This window comes from Streptococcaceae bacterium ESL0729 (genome assembly GCA_029391995.1).
GTDB lineage: Bacteria > Bacillota > Bacilli > Lactobacillales > Streptococcaceae > Floricoccus.
In genome coordinates this window covers 659,632-679,691 of sequence record CP113924.1, presented here as the reverse complement: position 1 = coordinate 679,691, position 20,060 = coordinate 659,632, and the positions used below count along the sequence as shown (strand labels likewise).

At 35.0% G+C, this 20,060-nt stretch carries 22 protein-coding genes; 14 read left to right on the top strand and 8 right to left on the bottom strand.

Going from position 1 to position 20,060, the window contains the following annotated elements; translation table 11 throughout:
* The first annotated feature begins 5 nt into the window (after positions 1-5).
* Together OZX68_03430 and OZX68_03425 are read left to right on the top strand one after the other, a co-directional pair.
* Positions 6-305, top strand: coding sequence for a hypothetical protein (locus OZX68_03430; GenBank protein ID WEV61293.1), 300 nt, complete (start codon positions 6-8; stop codon positions 303-305).
* Positions 298-1,113 carry a hypothetical protein gene (locus OZX68_03425; GenBank protein ID WEV61292.1) on the top strand — a complete coding sequence of 272 codons (816 nt, stop codon included), beginning with the start codon at positions 298-300 and terminating at the stop codon, positions 1,111-1,113. Before OZX68_03430 ends, OZX68_03425 begins: the two co-directional genes overlap by 8 nt.
* Before the next feature lie 131 nt (positions 1,114-1,244).
* On the opposite strand, the gene OZX68_03420 is transcribed toward OZX68_03425, so the two are convergent.
* The 3 genes from OZX68_03420 to OZX68_03410 all read right to left on the bottom strand — a co-directional run bounded on the left by OZX68_03420 (position 1,245) and on the right by OZX68_03410 (position 3,582).
* Positions 1,245-1,706, bottom strand: coding sequence for a nucleoside deaminase (locus OZX68_03420; protein ID WEV61291.1), 462 nt, complete (start codon positions 1,704-1,706; stop codon positions 1,245-1,247).
* 51 nt (positions 1,707-1,757) lie between these two features.
* Entirely contained in the window at positions 1,758-2,543 is a 786-nt protein-coding gene (locus tag OZX68_03415) for an HAD-IIB family hydrolase (GenBank protein WEV61290.1), read from the bottom strand.
* A gap of 409 nt (positions 2,544-2,952) precedes the next feature.
* On the bottom strand, positions 2,953-3,582 hold the full coding sequence (locus OZX68_03410) for a helix-turn-helix transcriptional regulator (protein WEV61289.1): 630 nt from the start codon (positions 3,580-3,582) through the stop codon (positions 2,953-2,955).
* 227 nt (positions 3,583-3,809) lie between these two features.
* Between OZX68_03410 and OZX68_03405 the strand changes: the two genes are divergently transcribed.
* The 8 genes from OZX68_03405 (at position 3,810) to OZX68_03370 (ending at position 8,325) form a co-directional block, all read left to right on the top strand.
* Positions 3,810-4,052, top strand: a complete 243-nt coding sequence (locus OZX68_03405) for a hypothetical protein (GenBank protein WEV61288.1) — start codon at positions 3,810-3,812, stop codon at positions 4,050-4,052.
* Positions 4,042-4,494 (top strand): hypothetical protein, encoded by a 453-nt coding sequence (locus OZX68_03400; protein WEV61287.1) that lies wholly within the window; start codon positions 4,042-4,044, stop codon positions 4,492-4,494. The genes OZX68_03405 and OZX68_03400 overlap by 11 nt, the downstream gene beginning before the upstream one ends.
* Before the next feature lie 18 nt (positions 4,495-4,512).
* Positions 4,513-4,959, top strand: coding sequence for a hypothetical protein (locus OZX68_03395; protein WEV61286.1), 447 nt, complete (start codon positions 4,513-4,515; stop codon positions 4,957-4,959).
* 375 nt (positions 4,960-5,334) lie between these two features.
* On the top strand, positions 5,335-6,093 hold the full coding sequence (locus tag OZX68_03390) for a Rep family protein (protein ID WEV61285.1): 759 nt from the start codon (positions 5,335-5,337) through the stop codon (positions 6,091-6,093).
* Between the two features lie 105 nt (positions 6,094-6,198).
* Entirely contained in the window at positions 6,199-6,687 is a 489-nt protein-coding gene (locus tag OZX68_03385; protein WEV61284.1) for a hypothetical protein, read from the top strand.
* A 1-nt stretch (position 6,688) separates the two neighbouring features.
* A complete protein-coding gene (locus OZX68_03380) occupies positions 6,689-6,946 on the top strand; it encodes a hypothetical protein (GenBank protein WEV61283.1) in 258 nt (85 codons plus the stop codon).
* A gap of 1 nt (position 6,947) precedes the next feature.
* The gene (locus OZX68_03375; protein ID WEV61282.1) at positions 6,948-7,151 is read left to right on the top strand and encodes a DUF3173 family protein; all 204 of its coding nucleotides are present in this window, start codon (positions 6,948-6,950) and stop codon (positions 7,149-7,151) included.
* Positions 7,144-8,325 (top strand): tyrosine-type recombinase/integrase, encoded by a 1,182-nt coding sequence (locus OZX68_03370; protein ID WEV61281.1) that lies wholly within the window; start codon positions 7,144-7,146, stop codon positions 8,323-8,325. Before OZX68_03375 ends, OZX68_03370 begins: the two co-directional genes overlap by 8 nt.
* A gap of 166 nt (positions 8,326-8,491) precedes the next feature.
* Here the strand turns inward: OZX68_03370 and guaA are convergent, their stop codons facing one another.
* The 4 genes from guaA to OZX68_03350 all read right to left on the bottom strand — a co-directional run bounded on the left by guaA (position 8,492) and on the right by OZX68_03350 (position 12,991).
* Complete coding sequence (gene guaA, locus OZX68_03365) at positions 8,492-10,018, bottom strand: glutamine-hydrolyzing GMP synthase (GenBank protein WEV61366.1); 1,527 nt, start codon at positions 10,016-10,018, stop codon at positions 8,492-8,494.
* Positions 10,019-10,192: 174 nt separating this feature from the next.
* Positions 10,193-10,903: a hypothetical protein gene (locus OZX68_03360; GenBank protein ID WEV61280.1), complete on the bottom strand. Its 711-nt coding sequence runs from the start codon at positions 10,901-10,903 to the stop codon at positions 10,193-10,195.
* 196 nt (positions 10,904-11,099) lie between these two features.
* Positions 11,100-12,599: a hypothetical protein gene (locus tag OZX68_03355; GenBank protein ID WEV61279.1), complete on the bottom strand. Its 1,500-nt coding sequence runs from the start codon at positions 12,597-12,599 to the stop codon at positions 11,100-11,102.
* A gap of 110 nt (positions 12,600-12,709) precedes the next feature.
* Positions 12,710-12,991, bottom strand: a complete 282-nt coding sequence (locus OZX68_03350) for a hypothetical protein (protein WEV61278.1) — start codon at positions 12,989-12,991, stop codon at positions 12,710-12,712.
* Between the two features lie 291 nt (positions 12,992-13,282).
* Between OZX68_03350 and OZX68_03345 the strand changes: the two genes are divergently transcribed.
* The 3 genes from OZX68_03345 to OZX68_03335 all read left to right on the top strand — a co-directional run bounded on the left by OZX68_03345 (position 13,283) and on the right by OZX68_03335 (position 16,096).
* Positions 13,283-14,251 (top strand): Abi family protein, encoded by a 969-nt coding sequence (locus OZX68_03345; protein WEV61277.1) that lies wholly within the window; start codon positions 13,283-13,285, stop codon positions 14,249-14,251.
* A 123-nt stretch (positions 14,252-14,374) separates the two neighbouring features.
* Positions 14,375-14,761 carry a hypothetical protein gene (locus OZX68_03340; protein WEV61276.1) on the top strand — a complete coding sequence of 129 codons (387 nt, stop codon included), beginning with the start codon at positions 14,375-14,377 and terminating at the stop codon, positions 14,759-14,761.
* Positions 14,762-15,067: 306 nt separating this feature from the next.
* Positions 15,068-16,096: a M42 family metallopeptidase gene (locus OZX68_03335; GenBank protein WEV61275.1), complete on the top strand. Its 1,029-nt coding sequence runs from the start codon at positions 15,068-15,070 to the stop codon at positions 16,094-16,096.
* A 54-nt stretch (positions 16,097-16,150) separates the two neighbouring features.
* Here OZX68_03335 and OZX68_03330 read toward each other — a convergent pair whose 3' ends face one another.
* Entirely contained in the window at positions 16,151-18,367 is a 2,217-nt protein-coding gene (locus OZX68_03330) for a glucosaminidase domain-containing protein (GenBank protein WEV61274.1), read from the bottom strand.
* A 267-nt stretch (positions 18,368-18,634) separates the two neighbouring features.
* On the opposite strand from OZX68_03330, the gene OZX68_03325 reads away from it, so the two are divergent.
* Positions 18,635-20,053: an MFS transporter gene (locus OZX68_03325; GenBank protein WEV61273.1), complete on the top strand. Its 1,419-nt coding sequence runs from the start codon at positions 18,635-18,637 to the stop codon at positions 20,051-20,053.
* Positions 20,054-20,060 lie beyond the last annotated feature (7 nt).

Sequence of the window (20,060 nt, the reverse complement as noted above, 5' to 3'; positions counted from 1 at the left end):
AGGCTTTGATTTATTTAACAAAAGACGATGGCTTAGAAGGAAAAGCAAATCTCACTGAAGAGCAAATAGATAAATGGTTTGTCGCTGCTTCACATCAATTAATGGAGTTTTACACACATCAAGAAAATAAATATGAAACACTATTTTTAACTTTGAATGAAAAACCAAGCTTACTTGACATGTTCAATTTTGCAGTTATGTGGAATGAACTTGCAGATTATGAAGGCTGCTCAATCCGTGTATATGGTTTAGCAGATGAAAAAATTCTTGGCAACAATAAGGTAATTCAATATAGATATGAATAATAGATTAAATTTAAAGAACACGCAACAAAAATCTCGTATAAATTACGATTTAGATAATGAAAAAGTCATAAAAAAAATTGTAGTAGAACATCTTAAAAAATCTCCACTTATTTCACATCTTGAAGTTTCGAACAAAGCTCATGATTTGCGTGGATCAGATATTGAATTAGTTTCAAAAGAACTATTTGGAGATGATATTCTTCATCATATAGATTTGAAAACTGCAGCTAATTATAGAAAAATAAAAGGTGAACCCGGACTCCCTACTTTCGCTTTTGAGCTGGCGTTCTTAAACAAAAACAGAGAAATGAAGCCAGGATGGCTCTTCGGGGAACAATATGATTTGCCGGATTATTATTTACTTTCTTGGATTTGGGTTAAAACATCTGAAAAAACGAAGTATTCTGTGCAATTATCAGAAAAAGATATTTCACAAATAGAACTCCTCCTAGTTGGAAAAAAAGATATACATGATTATTTAAGGGATGAATTTAATATTAAAAATTTTGAGAAAGTTGAAAAATTAATTAAAAACTTTAACGGTCATCTTAACAGGATTATAAATTCTCCTGAAGGGAAGGATGAATATAAAATGAAAATCGCTAGAAATATTAAAGGAGATTTAATATCTGCTCAACTTTCTCTCTCTTCCCCAAAAGAATATGGGGAAAAAAACAAAATTTCACTCCCTAAATTATACTATTCGCACTTTTTAGCAGAACAGCCCTACAATATTATAATAGCTAAAACAAAATTAATAGAGCTTTGTAAAAATAGGAATGGTTTCCATGAGATAATTGAATTTTAAAAATAGAACTCTGCCTTGAAATATTCATAATTTTGGAAAAAATACTTTGTAATTCTTGGGACTAAAGTACCTTATTATAAAATAAAAAGCCTCCAACGGAGGTTTTTATTTATTTGTTTATCCGGTAGGTATTAATTTACTCCATTCCCAAAATAAGAATCTAGCACTTCAAGGCTTTTTTCTCGTAAGATACTTGATGTTACTTGGGGTTTGTGGAATGAATTTTCAAAAACAATCTCGCTGCATTTACATCCTTGGCTTCCCAAAATATGTTCAAGGTCAATATTACTGGCTGCATAAACAAGCCTACCAAGTTTTGCCCAAACCATAGCACCACTACACATAAAACAAGGCTCACAATTTGAATACATGGTGTAATCAGACAGGTCCATGATGCCTGTTTCTGTACAAAATCTCCTAATCAGTCCAGTTTCCCCGTGAAAAGACGGATCATGCATTGTATGTATCTGATTTTCATTTGTATATACAATCTCCCCGTCCTTTACTAATACTGCTCCAAACGGTTCATTCCCGTGGATAACAGCAAGTTTTGAAAGTTCAATTGCCTTTTCCATATAAAATTCATCATTCATCTGTAATTCCTCCAAATTTAATATACCCCACCCACTATCCGATACTTAATATCAGATATTATAACATTTCCTTTGGTTGTCCAAAATACTCCCAGCCACATAATCTTGTCCAGGAATAATGGTTAAGTTTTCATGGTGCTGGCATTCTTTTAACACTTCCCCTGCGGGATTGACCAAATAGGCCCTACTGGCATTGTTTATGAGCTTAATATCATTAGCATCATTTCCCCAAGCGGTGTATGCGGCACCTTCTGGCAGGTATCTTTTAAGACTTGAATATTTATTAACACCTGCCGCACTTATATCTATGCCTCCTTCAGCCCTGTGCTTATAAATTTCAAGCTCCCCATCAAAATTATCCGTAAGCTCCCGGTACACTGCCTCATAAATATCATCTTTTAAATCAAGTAAAAGTATCTTAATTGCAGGTGATATCTTTTTTCTCTCCACCTTTTGAGCCAAATTCCCAGGATCAACTTGCTTCTTTATAGGATGACTATCAGGAATGCTTGCTGCATAGTCAAAGCTTCCATCAATCAGATAACTTACTTGATAGTTACTAATAATCTCTTCTATCCTTTGAGTTGCTTCCTCATTAATGGCCGCAAGAACCTCAATATTTCCTTTTTTATCTTTAATAATTAAACCATTGCCACCAATAAAATGGGCACTTGAAAAGTCTTCCAAAAGTGGTAGCATGTCCCTGATTGGACGAGCTGAGGCAAAAATTACCTCCTGTCCCTCATCAATTAGCTGATTGAGGGCATCTTTTATGTCTTCTCTAAAACTTACCCCATTAAAAACCAAAGTTCCATCAAGGTCAAAAACGTGAATCATATGCTTATTATCTCCCCTACAACTTAAGAGTGTAAATTCCTAATTGTTTTATATATCACAACTTTAGCATACCAGTATAAGAAAAGAGATGTAAATCATATCTGTGTAAATAAGTATTGATTTGCTGCTAATGTTCGTATGTACCAACAAACAAAAAAACCTCCTAGGAGGTTTTTTATTTTATTCCCACTCACTAATATATATTTTTGAGTTGGTTTAAACTCTTATTTTTAGTGGATAGTAATACAATACATAATAGCTTATTTGTTCTGTTCTAGTTCTTTTGTTGTCAAATTGTTGTCAGATATGTTTTTTATTTCTTTATCTATTTTTTCTGGTTCTCTATCACCTTTTTCCCACTTAGTATATGTTGTTCACCCTTATTTCACTTGCTACTTCTTGTGTTAGATTAGTTTTCTTTTCCATGATTGAGTACTCCTTCATTTTCCTTTATGTAGTCAATTAGATTAGCAATTTCTAACAATTCATCTTTTTTACTTAATAATTGTTCTAATTTGCTTGGCTCTTTAACTGGAATTGTATACTCATCGCTCCAATCACTAACTGGCATCATTTTTCCTGTGACAGAATTTTTATAAATAAGTGTTCCATCGTCAGTAGTAGCTTGGTCTTTTCTCATAAGTGACGATGCTAAAAATATTGCATGAACTGTTTCGCCAAAAATTGGATCTCCCTTACCGTTTTCTAAATCAATCATTTCTTTATAATAATCATTGACAATTTTATTTGCTTTCAAAATATTTAATGCTTTCTCATTGTATTCATCAATGTTTTCTGCACTTATTTCTAATTCAATATCTTGATTGGTACCAAAAAGTTGAGTAGGGGTAGCCCTAAAAAACTTAGCAATCTTGTCTAAATTATTAAAAGTAGGATATGCCTTTCCTTTTTCAATATTGGATATAGAATTTTTACTTACACCAATTGCATTAGCTAACTCTTCTTGTTTAACATCTCTTTCTTTTCGCAGTCTGGCTAGATTACTACCAAAATTTTGAATAAAATACTTTTCTTCCATACTTGTACCTTTCCTTTTCCAAGTTTAAATTCATTTTTACAACTTATACCTTGACAAAATAATTAATTTGCTGTAAATTAAATTTAGATTCATTAATACAAGTTAAAACTAATTTAGTGAATTAAAAACGTGAAGGGGGAATAATATAAATAAATCGTCCAACCTGCAAGAAAGACGATTCTGTAAATTAACTACTGCAATTGTAACAAAAAGAAAGAAGAAGATAAATGATTAGCAATGAAAATTTTGATTTGAATGATTTATTAGGTGGTATAAATGTAATAGCTAACGTTTTACTGATAGGAAAATCGGTAGAAGAAATTAAATATGCTAATACGATAGATTTATATGTTTCCTTGGCAGAAATGACTGAACAGTATGCTTCTACGCTTCTTGAAAAAGGGGGAGAATTAGAATTAAAACAGTCAAGGCAAAAACTTAAAGTTATAGATTTGATTAATGAATTATAATTATGCTGCACTTTCTAAAGAGTTAGGTCGTTCATACGATACTATTCGTAAATGGCGTTCTGATATTACTAGAATATCGGGCTATGAGTTTAAGCGTACAAAGGTCATAAACGGTAGAGGAAGAAAAAATCGTACTATCTACTACTTTACAGAGGATGATCTTGATTGTTTCAAAGACATGGCAGAAATGATTGATTCTGGAAAAACAAAAGAACAAGCCATTAGTGAAATATTTGGAAATATTGAAGAATCAAAAAAAGCAAAATCAGAAAGATTTCTTGACGATAGTTTAAGAAAACTTTTCCATAATGGTAAAAATCTTCAGACTGAACTCGCCAGTCTGACTAAACAAGTGAGTGTTCAATCAAAAAAAATTAATGAATTACAAAACAGATTAGAAGTCTTAGAAAATAAAAAAGGCTTTAGCAGAATATTTAAATAAAAAAAAGAGGAACTTTTCATGACTGAAAATACTAAAGTATCACTTCTAGGAGATATTAAATTAGGAGAATTAGTTTTTGATTCAAAACAATTTGATATTCCTACTGAACTTTACATTGATTTTGTTGATGTGAAACCAACCTATATCTATAAAGATAGGAATAAAACAGATGAAATTGCTAAATATGTTTTAAAAGGTATAGATGTAAATGTAGTAAGAGCTTTAGAAAGTGTAGGAGCTGATATATCTCAAGTAAATGGTATTGTTATTGAAGTTGTTAAAGATTTTGATACTGTAGCTGATTTGGTTGATTCCAACTATATAGGTTTAGTAAAATTTATTAATCCAGTTGTCAAGCCTTTGTGGGTAACAATGGGACAGAGTGGTTCTTTTAAGAAACTAAAACTTGTTGTTGATGGCGTTTCTAAGATCACTACTACTACTTCTGAAAGCTCTAAAGCTTAACTTCCAGCAAGTAGAGCAAACATGGTTTTGGTAGCGTGAGCGTTGCCCTAAAAAGGCAGTAAGCTCATGCTACCAAAAAGCTATGCTAATCGTTTGCTCACGACCAACTGGAAGTTAAGTCAAAGAGTTTTTTGAAAACAGGTGCTAAATAGACACTTTGCTTCACAAATCCATTCTAACGCACGGGGTTTTGAGAGCTTGTTGACCACCAAAACCCCTATGGTTATTGGACCCTTGGGTATAACCTAAAAATGGGTATCTTTGTGAAATAAAGGCTTGGTAGGCGTCTACTTAGGTGTCTATTTAGAAAAAAAGTGAGCTAAATAGACGCTTTATTCTCTTAAATAGACACTTATTTTCTTAAAGGAGTTATTAATGGCTACCAAAACAGATAGATATAAAATATTAAGTTTTGAACAACAATTAAAAGCTAAGTATTGGGATTGGGATATTAATAAAACTAAATTATTTGAGGATATTGAATTAAACAAGGATTCTATACTCGAAGAAATTTATAACAGACTGGCGAGTTCGTATGAAGACTTTGCTACAGGTATGATTATACACGATAAAGATGTGAGTGGAATTAATGATTTACCGGTATATCCTCATGTCCATGTTTTCATTGAGTTTAAAGGTAAGACCAGTATATCTAAGCTATCGAATGTACTTGGAATTGAACCTCAATTTATCAAGAAACCTAGTAGAGGTCCTCATAATAAGGACAACTTACTTGCCTACCTTATTCATGCTAAAAATCCTGATAAACATATGTATGATCCTAAAGAGGTTAAAACTTTTGACACTTTTGATTATATCAAATATTATAACTTAAAATCTCAAGAATGGATTAATCGAAAGGCTGTTGTTAAGCGTAAAAATTCTAATCTATCCCTTGATTACATACTTGAAGAAATTGATAGTGGTAAATTAAAATACTTAGATTTGATAAAAGATCCTAATTTAAGATTTATGTTTAGAAATAATCAAAATCAAATTAGAGATGCTTTAAATTTTTATGGTGAGGTATCTGCTGTTTTAAGATTAGAGGAACTTAAAAATAAAAAATATGATTTAACCGTTCTTTACATTGAAGGTAGTCCAGGAGTTGGAAAAACATATTTTGCTAGATAAATAGCACAAAAAATTAAAGAATATGGGATTACTAATGGGTTTGATAGTAATATATTTTCTGCAGGTTCTACTAATCCTTTTGATGATTATTATGGGGAGGATATTATGATTTTAGACGATTTACGTTTTGACTCAATAACACCTTCAGACTGGTTAAAAGTATTTGATCCATTAAACACTGCAAAAATGTCTGCTAGATATAAAAATAAATTAGTTGTTCCTAGAATAATAATAATGTCAAACTATCAAAAGGCAGAAAATTTCTTTGCGAATTTAATTGGTGAAGATATAAACCAATTTATACGTCGAGTAAATTATGGTACTAAAATTGAAGAAGAGAAAAAAGGCTTGGAACTTTTTGGAAAAACTTTTACCCTATCTAAAACTTGCAAGTTAGAAACTCCGAGGGAAAAACAGATTTCAGATGACGATTTTATAACTTTAAAATATGATTTTAAGGAATTGTATTCAGATAATGATAGAAATAAATTTATTGACAAAACACTTAAAGAACGTATATTCCCAAGAATATACCCTAAAACAAAAGAAGATTTTGACTTCTTAAAAAATAAAATTACGAAAATGGAGAACTAAAATGCGTGGATTTAAATTTGAAACAAGCGAAACAAGAGGATTTGACGTACCAGTAACTTTTGAAACAAGGGAACAAGCTGAAGCTATATCATTTCTAGCAATGCTTTCAGAAGAAAATCAAAAAGAGGTATTTGAATTAATTATGAAACTAACTATGCAAGAAGATACTGATCGCTGGGCATCACATGCTTATGCTTGGGACGGTAAAGATGATACTTTACCTATTACATTTTTTAAAGAAACTGACGACGAGGTATGATATGTTAATAAAAAAGGATTTATTAATGAAACTAGGATTAACAAAATGGCAGTCTGAGGATTTAATTAGACAAGGTAAACATTTAATGGTTCAAAGAGGAGTATTACTTTACCGCTCAAATGGAGTTGGATATATTCCACTAGAAATAGCCGAAGAATTACTTGGTACAAAAATTAATGTTGAAGAGCTAAAAGAACATGCCTAAAATTTCAAATGTTTATCAAGATAAGGAACGTGGAACATATTATACAATTGTATCTTTAGGCACTGATGATTTAACAGGAAAGCGAATATCTAAGACTAAGCGAGGTTTTACTACTCAAAAGGAAGCTAAAAAGTGGCATGATGAATACAAATTACAACACGTGGATATTAGTAGGCAAGGTAATATTAATTTTAAATATTTTTTAAATGAATATTTTATTCCAGATTATCGTCAAAGCGTTCAAGCTAGGACATATGATATGACAAAATCTAAATTAAAACGTCTTAAATTCTTTGATAAAAAAAGGCTTGATGAAATAACTCCTGCATTGGTTAAAAAATTTCAGAATGACTTGTATTTAGAGGGACTTTCAAATAATTATATTAGATCTGTTCATCAAATTTTACAACAAGTATTTGATTTAGCTATTAAATTAGGGTACTTAAATAAAAATGCTGCCAAAATAGTTGGTAATGTAAAAAAAGAAAAACCAAAAGTAGATTTTTGGACAAGAGAGGAATTTCAACGATTTATTAATACTTTTGATAAAAGTGATTTGCTAGAGTATCAGAAATTTATCATTTTCTGGTTCTTCTTTATGACAGGTATTAGGACTAGTGAGTTGCAAGCATTGACTTGGTCAGATTTAGATTTTAAAAATGAAACAATTTATGTTCATAAATCTATGTATTACAAAAATAAAGATGAGTACACAATCAATGATACTAAAACTTTATCAAGCACTAGATTATTGTATTTAGATAAGGATACTATAAATTATATGATGGAGTGGAAAGAAAGACAAAAGGAGGTAGGTAATATAGATTTCATATTTTCTTTAACAGGCTTACCCCTAGTAAAATCTACTCTCTCAAGAATTATATCTATTCATGCAGAATTTGCAGGTGTTAAAAAAATTAGGGTACATGATTTAAGACATTCTCATGCTAGTTTAATGCTTGAATTAGGTATGAATAGTCTAGAAATGCAAAATAGGTTAGGGCATGCCGATATTAAGACTACATTAGGCACCTACTCTCATCTTCGTCCGAATGCTATGAAAGAGGTAGCAAATAAATTTTTTGGTCAGATTTCTGTAAGTGGTGATCGCGTATACAAGCCAAAATTTAATGGCAATCAACACACTAAGAATAATAAAGAAAAGAATGGTTAAATTTACAATTTAACCATTCTTTTCTTTGCTCACCCCACGTGACAGTGGTCAGCTCGAAGAGCTGACGAGCAGGTATTATTCTTACATTTAGTTGTCATACTGTTGTCAGAGTGTATCTAAAAAAGCCAGTAACCTTATGGTTATTGGCTTTTTGCTTTTATAAACTCTATTCCCACTCAACAGTTGCTGGTGGTTTGCTCGTAATGTCGTAGACTATGCGGTTGACGTGGTCAACTTCATTTACGATACGAACTGAGATTTTTTGGAGGATGTCCCAAGGAATTTGGGCAAAGTCTGCTGTCATTCCATCAATTGAGGTAATGGCACGAATGGCTACTGTGTAGTCATAGGTACGGCCGTCACCCATAACACCAACTGATTTAACACCAGTATTTACTGTGAAATACTGCCAGATATCACGGTCAAGACCTGCTTTTACAATCTCCTCACGAAGGATAGCGTCTGACTCACGCACGATCTCAAGCTTGTCTTCAGTGATGGCACCCATAACACGGATAGCAAGACCTGGTCCTGGGAAAGGCTGACGCCAAACGATTTCCTCTGGCATACCAAGTTGGATACCTAGAGCACGCACCTCATCTTTAAATAGAGTATTTAAAGGCTCGATTAACTCAAACTGCATGTCTTCAGGAAGTCCGCCAACATTGTGGTGGCTCTTGATTGTTTGAGCTGTATCAGTACCTGATTCAATTACGTCAGTATAAAGAGTTCCTTGAGCTAGGAAGTCAACACCCTTAAGTTTTGTTGCTTCGTCATCAAAAACATAAACAAACTCATTACCAATGATTTTACGTTTTTTCTCAGGGTCATCAACACCAGCAAGCTTGTCCATGAAACGGTCTTTTGCATCAACCTTGATGATATTAAGTCCGAATTTTCCACCAAGAGTATCCATAACTTGCTCAGCTTCACCCTTACGAAGAAGTCCGTGGTCAACGAAGATTGAAGTCAATTGATCACCGATAGCACGCTGTAAAAGAACACCTACAACTGATGAGTCAACTCCACCTGAAAGACCAAGAAGAACCTTCTTGTCGCCAACTTTTTCGCGGATTTTTTGAACTTCCATCTCGATGAAGTTATCCATTGACCAGTCACCACGCGCCTTACATACGTCAAAGGCGAAGTGTTTAAGAAGGTCATTTCCGTAGATTGAGTTGGTAACCTCTGGGTGGAACTGCACACCGTACATGTTGGTTACAGTATTTTGGATGGCAGCAATCGGACAGTCTGAACTTGTCGCTACAGTCTCAAAGTCTTCTGGAAGCTTAGTAACCAAGTCCCCGTGACTCATCCAAACTTGTTGCTCACTTGGAGTACTTGAAAAGAGAACAGCCTCATCAGCATGCTTAAGGATAGCTTTTCCGTACTCGCTGTTGTTGGCTGACTCAACCTTACCACCAAGGCGGTCAGTAATTAGCTGCATTCCGTAACAGATACCAAGAATTGGAATCCCAAGCTCAAAAATCTCTTGGTCAATCCCAAAAGCTCCCTCATCATAAACAGAGTTTGGCCCACCTGAAAGGATGATACCAATTGGGTCAATTTCACGAATTTCACGAGCCGTAACCTTGTGGCTTAAAAGCTCAGAAAACACACCAAATTCACGAATACGGCGGGTAATTAATTGGTTATATTGGCTACCGTAATCTAATACGATAATCTTTTGCATAGCATCAGCAATGCTCAAGTTTGTAGTCAAGTCTAGTCCTCCTAATATTTAATAACTATTCTAATCTTATCACAGAATAGATGGAATTTACAGAGCTTTAACCAAAATATTGAAAAACACTGTTTTAGGTAATAGATTAAGGCCTATAGGAATAATAAAAAGACTATTTTAAATTTAATCAGTAAAAAATGACCCAAAAATATTCTCAAAGCCATCCCCAAAGTCTCCTTTAAGAAAGCTTTCGTAATCAAATATGCTTTTATTTTTATCAACAAAAAGTCCATTGTTAGATGCAAAATTAGGGTCGCTATAATCAAGTCCTAGATCTTCAAAATCATTAGATTTAGTCTTTCGTTTAGTCTGCGTATTATTAGTATATTCATAAAAATCAAATGCTTCTTGAGTAATGGCTTTACCTTTACTTTTTATATAAAAATCATATTCTTCACTAGTTAAATCAAGTTGCATACCTAAGGCTGTAGTAAAATTACCCATTATTCGTGGATTATTTACAACATTAATCACAGCAGCTTCAACACCACCTGATTTAGAATCATCAAGGCTTTTAATACCGTTTAAATCACGCATTTTCAAATCTAATTGAGATGGTAATGAATGTTTAATATATTCAGCATCGGACTGTCTATAAAAATCATTAAGTGATTCAAGCGTATAGTGTATACCTCGTATCAATCGACTCTTACGGTCAAAGGTAACACCTTGATTAAGTACGTATTGCGAATAACTATTATTAAATAAATAATCTAAAGCGTCTTCATATTCTTCAAGCGAGTAATAATCAGGTTCATACTCATTTTCACGTAAAAACATTTGATAACTAGCTGGTACATCATCATTTAAGTATTTTTTTCGTTTGGTTGCCATATTAAACCCCTTTTAATTAAATTTCATTAATCATAAACGTCTCACTACGTGCCTATAAAAATATTGAATAAATCATTTACATTATCACGTATAAACTCCGTTTATCTTATATTACTATTATTATAACATATATGACAATATGAGTGCCTAATATATGTAACAAAATAAAGAGACCTAAAGGTCTCTTTTATCATTATTAGAAATCAATCTCAATATCATGATCATCTACTTTTTTCATGTTAGGTTTTAAATCAGCGTCTTTAAACTTAGGTTCCTCACGTGGTTTAGGCTCATCACTACCACCTTTAGTATTACGATCAAAATAATCATAGTCAATATCATCATATGGATCTTTAACTACAGGTGTTGGTTCATTTACTATACGTTCTGCTATTGCAAATTTACTATTATCATAAGCTTCACGAATCTTAGTTGGTGCAATTTCTCCGATATGTACCCCCTCAAGAATATTACGATTTTGCAAGGCAAACTCATTAAGCATTTCGTAACCATTTTGTCCATAGGCAATTCTATCAAATGGCGAACCATATAGTTCTGTAGCTTTAGCAAGTGACATCACACGACCATAACCATCACTAAGCATATTTGCTAATGTGTCTAAATATTCCTCATTATAATCAACATCTAATTCATCTGTAAACAACTTAGCCATCTCACCCTTCCAATCTTCAACTAACAAATCACTTTGCACACCATCAGCTGATTTACCGTCATATAAATTTTTAAGTTTAATAGACAAAGCAACGTTAACTGTATTGGCTTTTGCAGCATCATGTTTAATTTGAAGTGTACCTTGGGTAATGGGATATGTTATCTCAAGAACTTCAGTTAATCCACGATTCCTAAATGTGGCTACAGCACGTTGTGACGTAGAACCAGCAAGTCCTGTATCATCACTCTTAATACCTGACGCAAACTGAATATCCCGAGCTTCTTTTTCACCCATAAGTGAGTGTTCACATACCTCCTTGATTACAATTTCTCGACCTTCTTTTAACATATCAGCAATACTTTGAATTACTTCTTTATCATCACCACCTTCTACATCTAGTTTATAACCATTATAGTCAGCAACTTCTTTAAGTTTTGCGGGGTTTCCCTTAGCTTTATTACGAACAATACTTGTATATGAATTCATTACCGTTTGATTACTTGTAAGGTCGATATGTTCAGTACCAAATCCAACCTCACGAAATACTTTTTTACTAAATTCATTAAATTTACGAAGTCCTGCTGAACGTATTTTTTCAGATGATGAATTAGCCTGAATTTTAATAGTTTCAAGAAGTTCTTCAATCTCACTTACACCATCATTATTCTCTTTTTGGAAGGCTATAGCGCTTGATATATCCATACCACTTTGGAAATAAAGTGGATATAGACCATTTTCATCTTTACCAGCACCCTTATCAACCATATTATTAACATGTGAGAACTTAGCTTTAAGTTCTTCAATAGCAGCCTTACTGTTTAACTTTTTAATACCCATTGTGTCACCATCAAAGTCCATATCATGACTTTTATCAGCAAGTGGGTTAACAGCTATACCGTGTACTGAATCATCAAATTTAACAGTATAAGCACGTACAGCCCCATCCCGAAGTACTGGGTCACGGAAAGCCATAACAACATCACCCTCTTTGACATTTAAAGCTGTCATCATTTCTTTATCCATAGCACATTCATTAATATCAAGACGAGGATCAGCAACCGCAACAGCTGTAGCTGAATCATGAAGACGCTGTAGATTAGAAATACCCTATGCTTTTAACTCTTTATTGTCACTCATAAATAATCAATATTTATAGCTAAAAGCTTAAGTTTTTCTACCTCACGAATATCAGGTCTAATTTTTTCTATATTATTAAAAATATAACGAATTGGATTTTGTCTATAATTAATTCTTTCAAAAAAATCATCAAGAGAATCCCTAATACCGTTAAGTTCCTGACGTGTCAGTTTTTCACCTTCGGGTAATCTTGAATTAATAAAGGTAATATGTTCAACTATTTCAAACTCACGTAAATCACGTTCATGTTCGGCTAGAATATCATTATAAATATCCATTAATATTTCCCCATTCTATACATGCATACAATTTATAATAAAATAAAACCATAAATATTCCATTAAAGTATAACATATATAAATACTAATTTTTCAAACTCACTTTAATATTTAAATAAAAAATCACAAAAAAATATTTTTTTTGCAATAACCGGATATTAATTGTATATTTAATCTATCAAAAATTTGACAAATTATTTTATTTTTACTATCATTGCTCCATAGAGATAGTGGTGTAATCCTTACGAGGACCACCGCGAAACCTCCATGGACTTACATGGAGGTTTTTTCTTGCAAAATTTTAGAAATTTGGATGATCAATTATCGATACTTAGAAATCGAGGGCTCATAATAGATGATGATAATAGGGCTCGTGATTACCTTTTGACCAATAATTATCACACTATTATCAATGGCTATAGCAAATTTTTCATGCTTGATGATGAAAAAACATACATTGAACATGCCACTTTTGACGAGATTACCCACCTTTATATATTCGAAAAAGAAATCAAGAGTGCCTTGTTTAATGCCCTAGCTGAGACAGAACATCACATAAAAAGCATTCTAGCTTACAATTTTGCTGAAGAGCACCCACTAAATATTTCAGCCTATCTTGATGAAGGCTCTTATAGTAAGTCAGATTCTGATTTAAAGTATTTAATTAACAATCTAAAGGATACTTTAAGATCAAATATCAACAATGAAAAAGCAAATAATTCCCTTAAAGATTATTCAGAAGAACATGGACAAGAGGTTCCCATTTGGGTTTTGATAGACTACTTAACTTTTGGCCAAACCGCAAAAATTATTATTTACCTACCAGAAAATCTCCAAAATAAAATTGCCTTTAGCCTTACAAGTTTTATCAATGCCAATGCTCCGACTCCCCTTAAAGATCCATTTTATCCAAATGTATTGATTTCCTTTTTAGAACACCTAAGAAGGGTTAGAAATGTTTGTGCCCATAACAATCAGCTTCTTGGTTTTTCCTGGCATGGTTCCGTTAAATACTTCCCAGAATTACATGAGCGATATGACATTTCAGTTGGCGAGTCTCAAAATAGTGTCTATACAGCCCTTATTATCCTCCAATGCTTTCTTAGTCAAACGCAGTATGCCATCCTTCATAATACTATCCACAAAAGAATCAATACCCTCGATAATCGTTTAAAATCAATCTCCATCAACAAAATTTTAGCCTGCCTAGGATTTCCTGAAAATTGGCATAGACTAACGGCTAAAATAGCTCAAAAATAAAAATTTCACAAAAAATACCCCTTAAGGAAAAGCCTGGCAGTTCTTTTTTTTGCAAAATCTTTCAGAAAACCTTACAATGTTTATGATGTTGTCTGAAAAATTATTACAATAGGAGATTGAGCTATGGTTCAAAAAACTAGAGGAGGGGACGGAAAACTGTATGTTTTGTATCGACCTTGGTACAAAAAAATTGGCTTCTGGCTATCTATGCTGCCTATAGGAGCTCTTATACTGCTTCTTCTGACCTTTAAAATTCAAAAGCATGATAGCTCAACTATTAAGCCTACTGGTAAGCAAGTTGAAGCTTCACTGGCACCAGTAAATCCTCCAGCAACTACCAACCAAAATCAAATGACTGAAACAAAAATTAAGGAAGAACATGCCCTAGAAATCGCCCGTGGCCTGACTACCATTGAAGGCTTAAAGGATAATTTTAGGGTGGAGTATGATAATACTTTCAATGAATATCACCTTATTGCCGTTAATAAGATGCACGATTATTTAAGCTAGGCATCTAGGGAGCACACCGACCAGGAAAGAAAAAAGCTTCTTGACTCTGTCAATGGGCTTCTTAGCGATTATTCAAAAACGGTCATGAAAAATTACGTGCCAGCAGGCGTCGACCTTTATTTCGTTGTTGTCGACCCCGATAATAGTCTTGCCCCCATATCCATTGTGACCAATGGTCTCATTACCAAAAGTAACTACTAAGTATTAAAAAACTAAGTCCTATTAAAAAAATGGGGCTTTTTCATGTTATAATTTAGAGAAGAATAATTTAGAAAGGTTGTAAGAATTTTACTTACAAGATGTATTATGTTTAAAAAAGATGAAACCATTCCCTTCCTAGTTGACCTACTCTCAATTGATAGCCCAAGCGGTTATACCAGAAATGCCATTGATTTTTTGGGCCAAAGCCTTAATGATTTAGGCTATGAGCCCATGATAACTCCCAAGGGAAATCTTTTAGTTCACCTTGAGGGAGAAGACACCAGCCAAACTCGCGGTCTAAGTGCCCACGTTGACACCTTGGGTCTTATGGTCAGATCAATCAACGATGATGGAACACTCTCACTTACAAAACTTGGGGGGCCACTAACTCCAACCCTTGACGGAGAATACTGTAATATCATTACCCGTTCAGGTAAGGTTTATACAGGGACAGTTCTTTCAAAAACTCCGTCAATTCACGTTTTCCCTGATGCATCAACCAAGGAACGTGATATTGATAGCCTGGTAGTAAAAATTGATGAGCGAGTAAAATCAAAGGATGAAGTTAAGAAACTTGGCATCCAAAACGGTGATATTGTGGCTTATGATACCAAGGTTCAAGTTACAGAATCTGGTTTTGTTAAGTCACGCTTCCTTGACGATAAGGCTTCAGTTGCCATTCTTTTTAGCCTCTTAAAAGAACTTAAGGAAAATAATCTTAAGCCAAAAACAAACTTAACCTTTATCTTTTCAACCTATGAAGAAGTTGGCCACGGAGCTTCATGGATTCCAGAAGATATCACAGAACTTCTGGCTGTTGACATGGGATGTATTGGTCTTGACCTGGCTTGTACTGAATATGATGTTTCAATCTGTGCCAAGGATTCATCAGGACCTTATGACTATGAGCTTACAAGTAGATTAATAAATCTGGCTCAAGAAGGGGAGCTCAGCTATGCTGTTGATATCTACCCAATGTACGGAAGTGACGCTTCTGCTGCCCTAAGTGGGGGAGCAAATATCAGGGCAGCCCTAATCGGTCCTGGTGTTGCAAGCAGCCACGGTATGGAAAGAACTCATATTGATGCCCTAAAAAATACCTATGATTTAGTCATGGCTTACATTATGAACTAGAACCAACAAAAAAAGTCGCGTCCTACTTTAGGATGCGACTTTTTTATATTTCCTTTATTTTGGTGCGATGTACATAACCCCGCTAGATAGGGCCACTTCATTTGGAATAACCCTGTAAGATACTGTCTGCAAGTTAACAACATTGCTTTCAGATACAAGGATTCCATCAGGAGTAACCGCCTCAACAAAGGCTACGTGACCATAGGTACCATCAGCTCCAGCCACACCTGGCTTAAAGCTTATAGCGTATCCTGCTTGTGGAGTCGTTGAAGTTTTGTAGCCAAGACGCATGGCATTAATCCCCCAGTCGCCCCCATTACCCATATAATCACCAACATTTCCACCAAGTTGCTTGATACGGTTGTAAGTATACCAAGTACATTGACCAATCTGGTATGAGCCACTCAAGTTGTAGTTAAAGCCATTGTAGCTTGTAAATTCCATGGCATCCTTGTATTCACTTGGAATATTTTTAACATCTTGAATAACGACACCAGGATCAGCCTTTGGCTCATCAAATCGTGTCAAATTGTAGGCTGCGATAATGGAATTAAGCTTGTTGCTGTACTGGGTGTCTGTAGCATAGCGCCCTGTTAGATAGTCAGTTGCCTGCAAGTAATTCTTAGCTTCTGACCTCCAAACACCCTTGTAGATTTCGCTATTACCACTAATTCCGTTGCGGATTAGACCAACATAGTCCTCAAGCGACTGGGCTGAACTACCATAAACCCTAAATGGAGCCTGGATTGAGTACATCTGTCCATTCCCTGCATCCTCTTGGGTTGAAAAGACAACAGATGAGATACCTGCACTACCCTTGATTCCAAAGAGGTTATTATAAGGAGCACGGGCTAGACCACTTGATCCTGACCCACTTTCCAAAATAGCTTGAGCAATCATAACTGAAGCAAAAACATTGTATTTTTGCCCCAAATCACGGGCACTGTCACCGATACTTTCAATGAAATCCTTGGTAACTTGGGCTGGTTTTACATCCATTGAAGCTGCATAATTCTTGACCAAATCTTGACCATAAGAGGTCAAAGTCTTACCAGCCGAAGCCTTGATAGCATAATCAGCGGTTGGCAGATTATCATATTTTAGGTCTGTATCCTTGTCCTTTGATTCTGTTTTTCTAGTATTTAAGGTAAAGATTTTAACAGCCGAAGGCTTGCTTTCTTGAGCCTTTTGCTCTTCGGTTTTAGCTGACCCGTCAGTATTTGCTACTTCCTTGGCTGGCTCTTCTGGGAAGTTATCGGCCATGATAAATTTATTATTACCCAGGTAAATGGCAAATTTTTGGCTATCCTTCCAAACCAGGATATCCCCAACTTGAGCTTTTGATACCTCTACCTGCTCACCTGATTTAGTCACTTGATCAAAATCATCACCTAATTTGCTGGCAAAAACCTGCTCATAAACATAATTTACCAAATGTAGATTGTTAAAGCTCTCATCAGCCTTAGCATCGTATGCATAAGGTTTATTTAGCTGTTTAAGGGCTTCAACAATGATGGCTGCCTGCTCCTTATTATCTAGGCTAGTCAGTAGGGGAAGCTCATATCCATTCAGAGTTGATTTAGTAATGCTATCAACTAAAAGGTCTTGGGAGATGGTGCTGTCCTTAACAGGGCCGATAATATGAGGAGTAACCTCTGTTTCAAACTTACTGCTACTTGCAGGTTTAGATATGATTTGGTCTGAACCAGTTGATGGTTTTTCGACTGCAGGGGTTTGGCCTTCAGCTCCATGATTGTTATCACTTGGTTTTTCGCTGCTAGAACTTGTATCTACCGAGGTTGACTCACTCGTACTAGAAGAAGGGACAGATGGTTGGGTGTCAGTTGATCCTCCAGATGATGAAGGAGCCTGCTCAGAGCTTGCTTCTGCTGAAGACTCGCCACTTGTGCTACTTGCCTCAGGGGATTCAGATGTTGCCCCGTTACTTGGGCTTTCGCTAGAAGCTACTGGTGCCTCAGAAGACGTAGGGACTTGCGATTCAACAGGCTTTGGCTCACTAACGGCAGGTGTTTGCTCCTGTGATACGACAGGCACTTCAACATTTACAGGTACCTGAGCACTAGATGTCTGGACATTTGAAGAAGCTACCGGTGCAGGTGCGGGGGTTACTTCTTCCTTTACTTTTGAACCCTCCTGCTTACTTTGATTAACTGAGTCAGCTGCTGCAAGAACAGGTGCAGCTTGTGAGAAAAGAATCAAAGCTAAGCTCGTTGATGAGATATATTTTTTTATTTTTTTATTATTAGCCAATGTTTATCGCCCTCCTAGTGTATACTCTACTTTATTATATAAAAAATTGGACACTTGTTCAATTACTTTGTCTATATATTTGTATACGTTTTTACTAGGTAAAAATCACAATTTTTTTTAAGTTTATAACAAGCAAGAAGAGCTTTTTCAAAAATTACCTTGAATCTGGTGCCTAGGTCTGTTAAGATTGTTCTTGCTGGAATTTTACCCAGGTAGATTCCATAAGAAAATAGATGAATAAAATAAAATAAATTAAGGAGATTTAAATTGCAGGAAAAATCCAATTTAAAAGAAATTATAATTCTTGTGACCGTCTGTGTCTTTACCCTCATGTCAACGCTTGACTCAAGTATCGTAAATATTGCCCTACCGACCATCTGTAGGGAGTTAAATATTGGCCAAGATAAGGGGAGCCTTATTGTATCAAGCTACTTACTAGTCATCTGCTGTAGCCTGTTGCCCTTTGGTAAACTTGGCGACATTTACGGTAAATCAAGGGTCTTCAAGCTGGGAGGTATTGTCTTTGTTATAGGTTCCCTCCTTTGCGGGATCAGTAGCAGCCTCTTTATGCTGATTGTTGCCCGAATCATTCAAGCCATTGGTTCAGGAATGACCATGAGTACCAACAGCGGGATTATTACTGAAACCTTTTCTGAAAAAACAAGGGGACGGGCCCTTGGAAGTGTAGCAGCCTTTGTCTCAATTGGAGCTATCGCAGGCCCAGGACTTGGTGGATTCATCTTGAACCACCTATCATGGCATTATATCTTCCTCATTAATATTCCCATTGGTCTTGTAGGAATTTTGAGCAGCCAGTTGATTCTTAAAAATAAGAAGAAGGCCACAAGCACAAAAATCGACTACAAGGGAAGTCTTATCCTTTCAGTTTTAATCCTAAGCTTCTACGCTTTCATTACCCTTGTACAGGATAAGGGTCTTGCCAATCTTCTAACCCTTGCCTTTCTCCTAGTAACTCTTGCCACCTTCTATATCTTTATCAGCCTTGAAAAAAGAATAGAAAGTCCTTTGGTTAATCTAAGATTATTTAAAAATAAACTTTTTTCAGGAAGCTTATTAAGTGCTCTTTTCATCTTTATTGCTGCCTTTTTCTACACCATGATTATGCCCTTTTACCTTCAAGAAGTTAAGGGACTAAATCCTAGCCAGGCTGGGATGATTATGATGGTTATGCCCCTAGTTCAGATTGTCTTTTCGCCGGTAGCAGGAATTCTTGCTGACAAGTATGACCGTCAAAAACTTACCTTGATTGGACTCATCCTTCTATCTGCTGGAATCTTTACCTACAGCTTCTGGAAAAGAGACACTGACCTTATGATTATTGTCATCTCCGTTGCTGTTACAGCCCTTGGTAATGCCCTCTTCCAAGCACCTAATAATACAATCGTCATGAGTTCAGTCGAAGCTCAAGACCTTGGAATCGCAGGTGCCCTAAATGCTCTAGCTAGAAACCTTGGAATGGTTATTGGTGTGGCTGTTTCAACTCTTAGCATGAATCTTTTGGTCGCAAATCAAGCAGGTCATCACGTTAATGATATAGCCAGCAATCCGACCTACTTTGTAAGAGCCATGCATGACTCATTTTTAATTGCAAGCCTCTTCTGTCTGATTGCCATCTTCTTTAATAGCATGAATCACTTTAATAAAAAAAGACTAACACTTAGTTAGTCTTTTT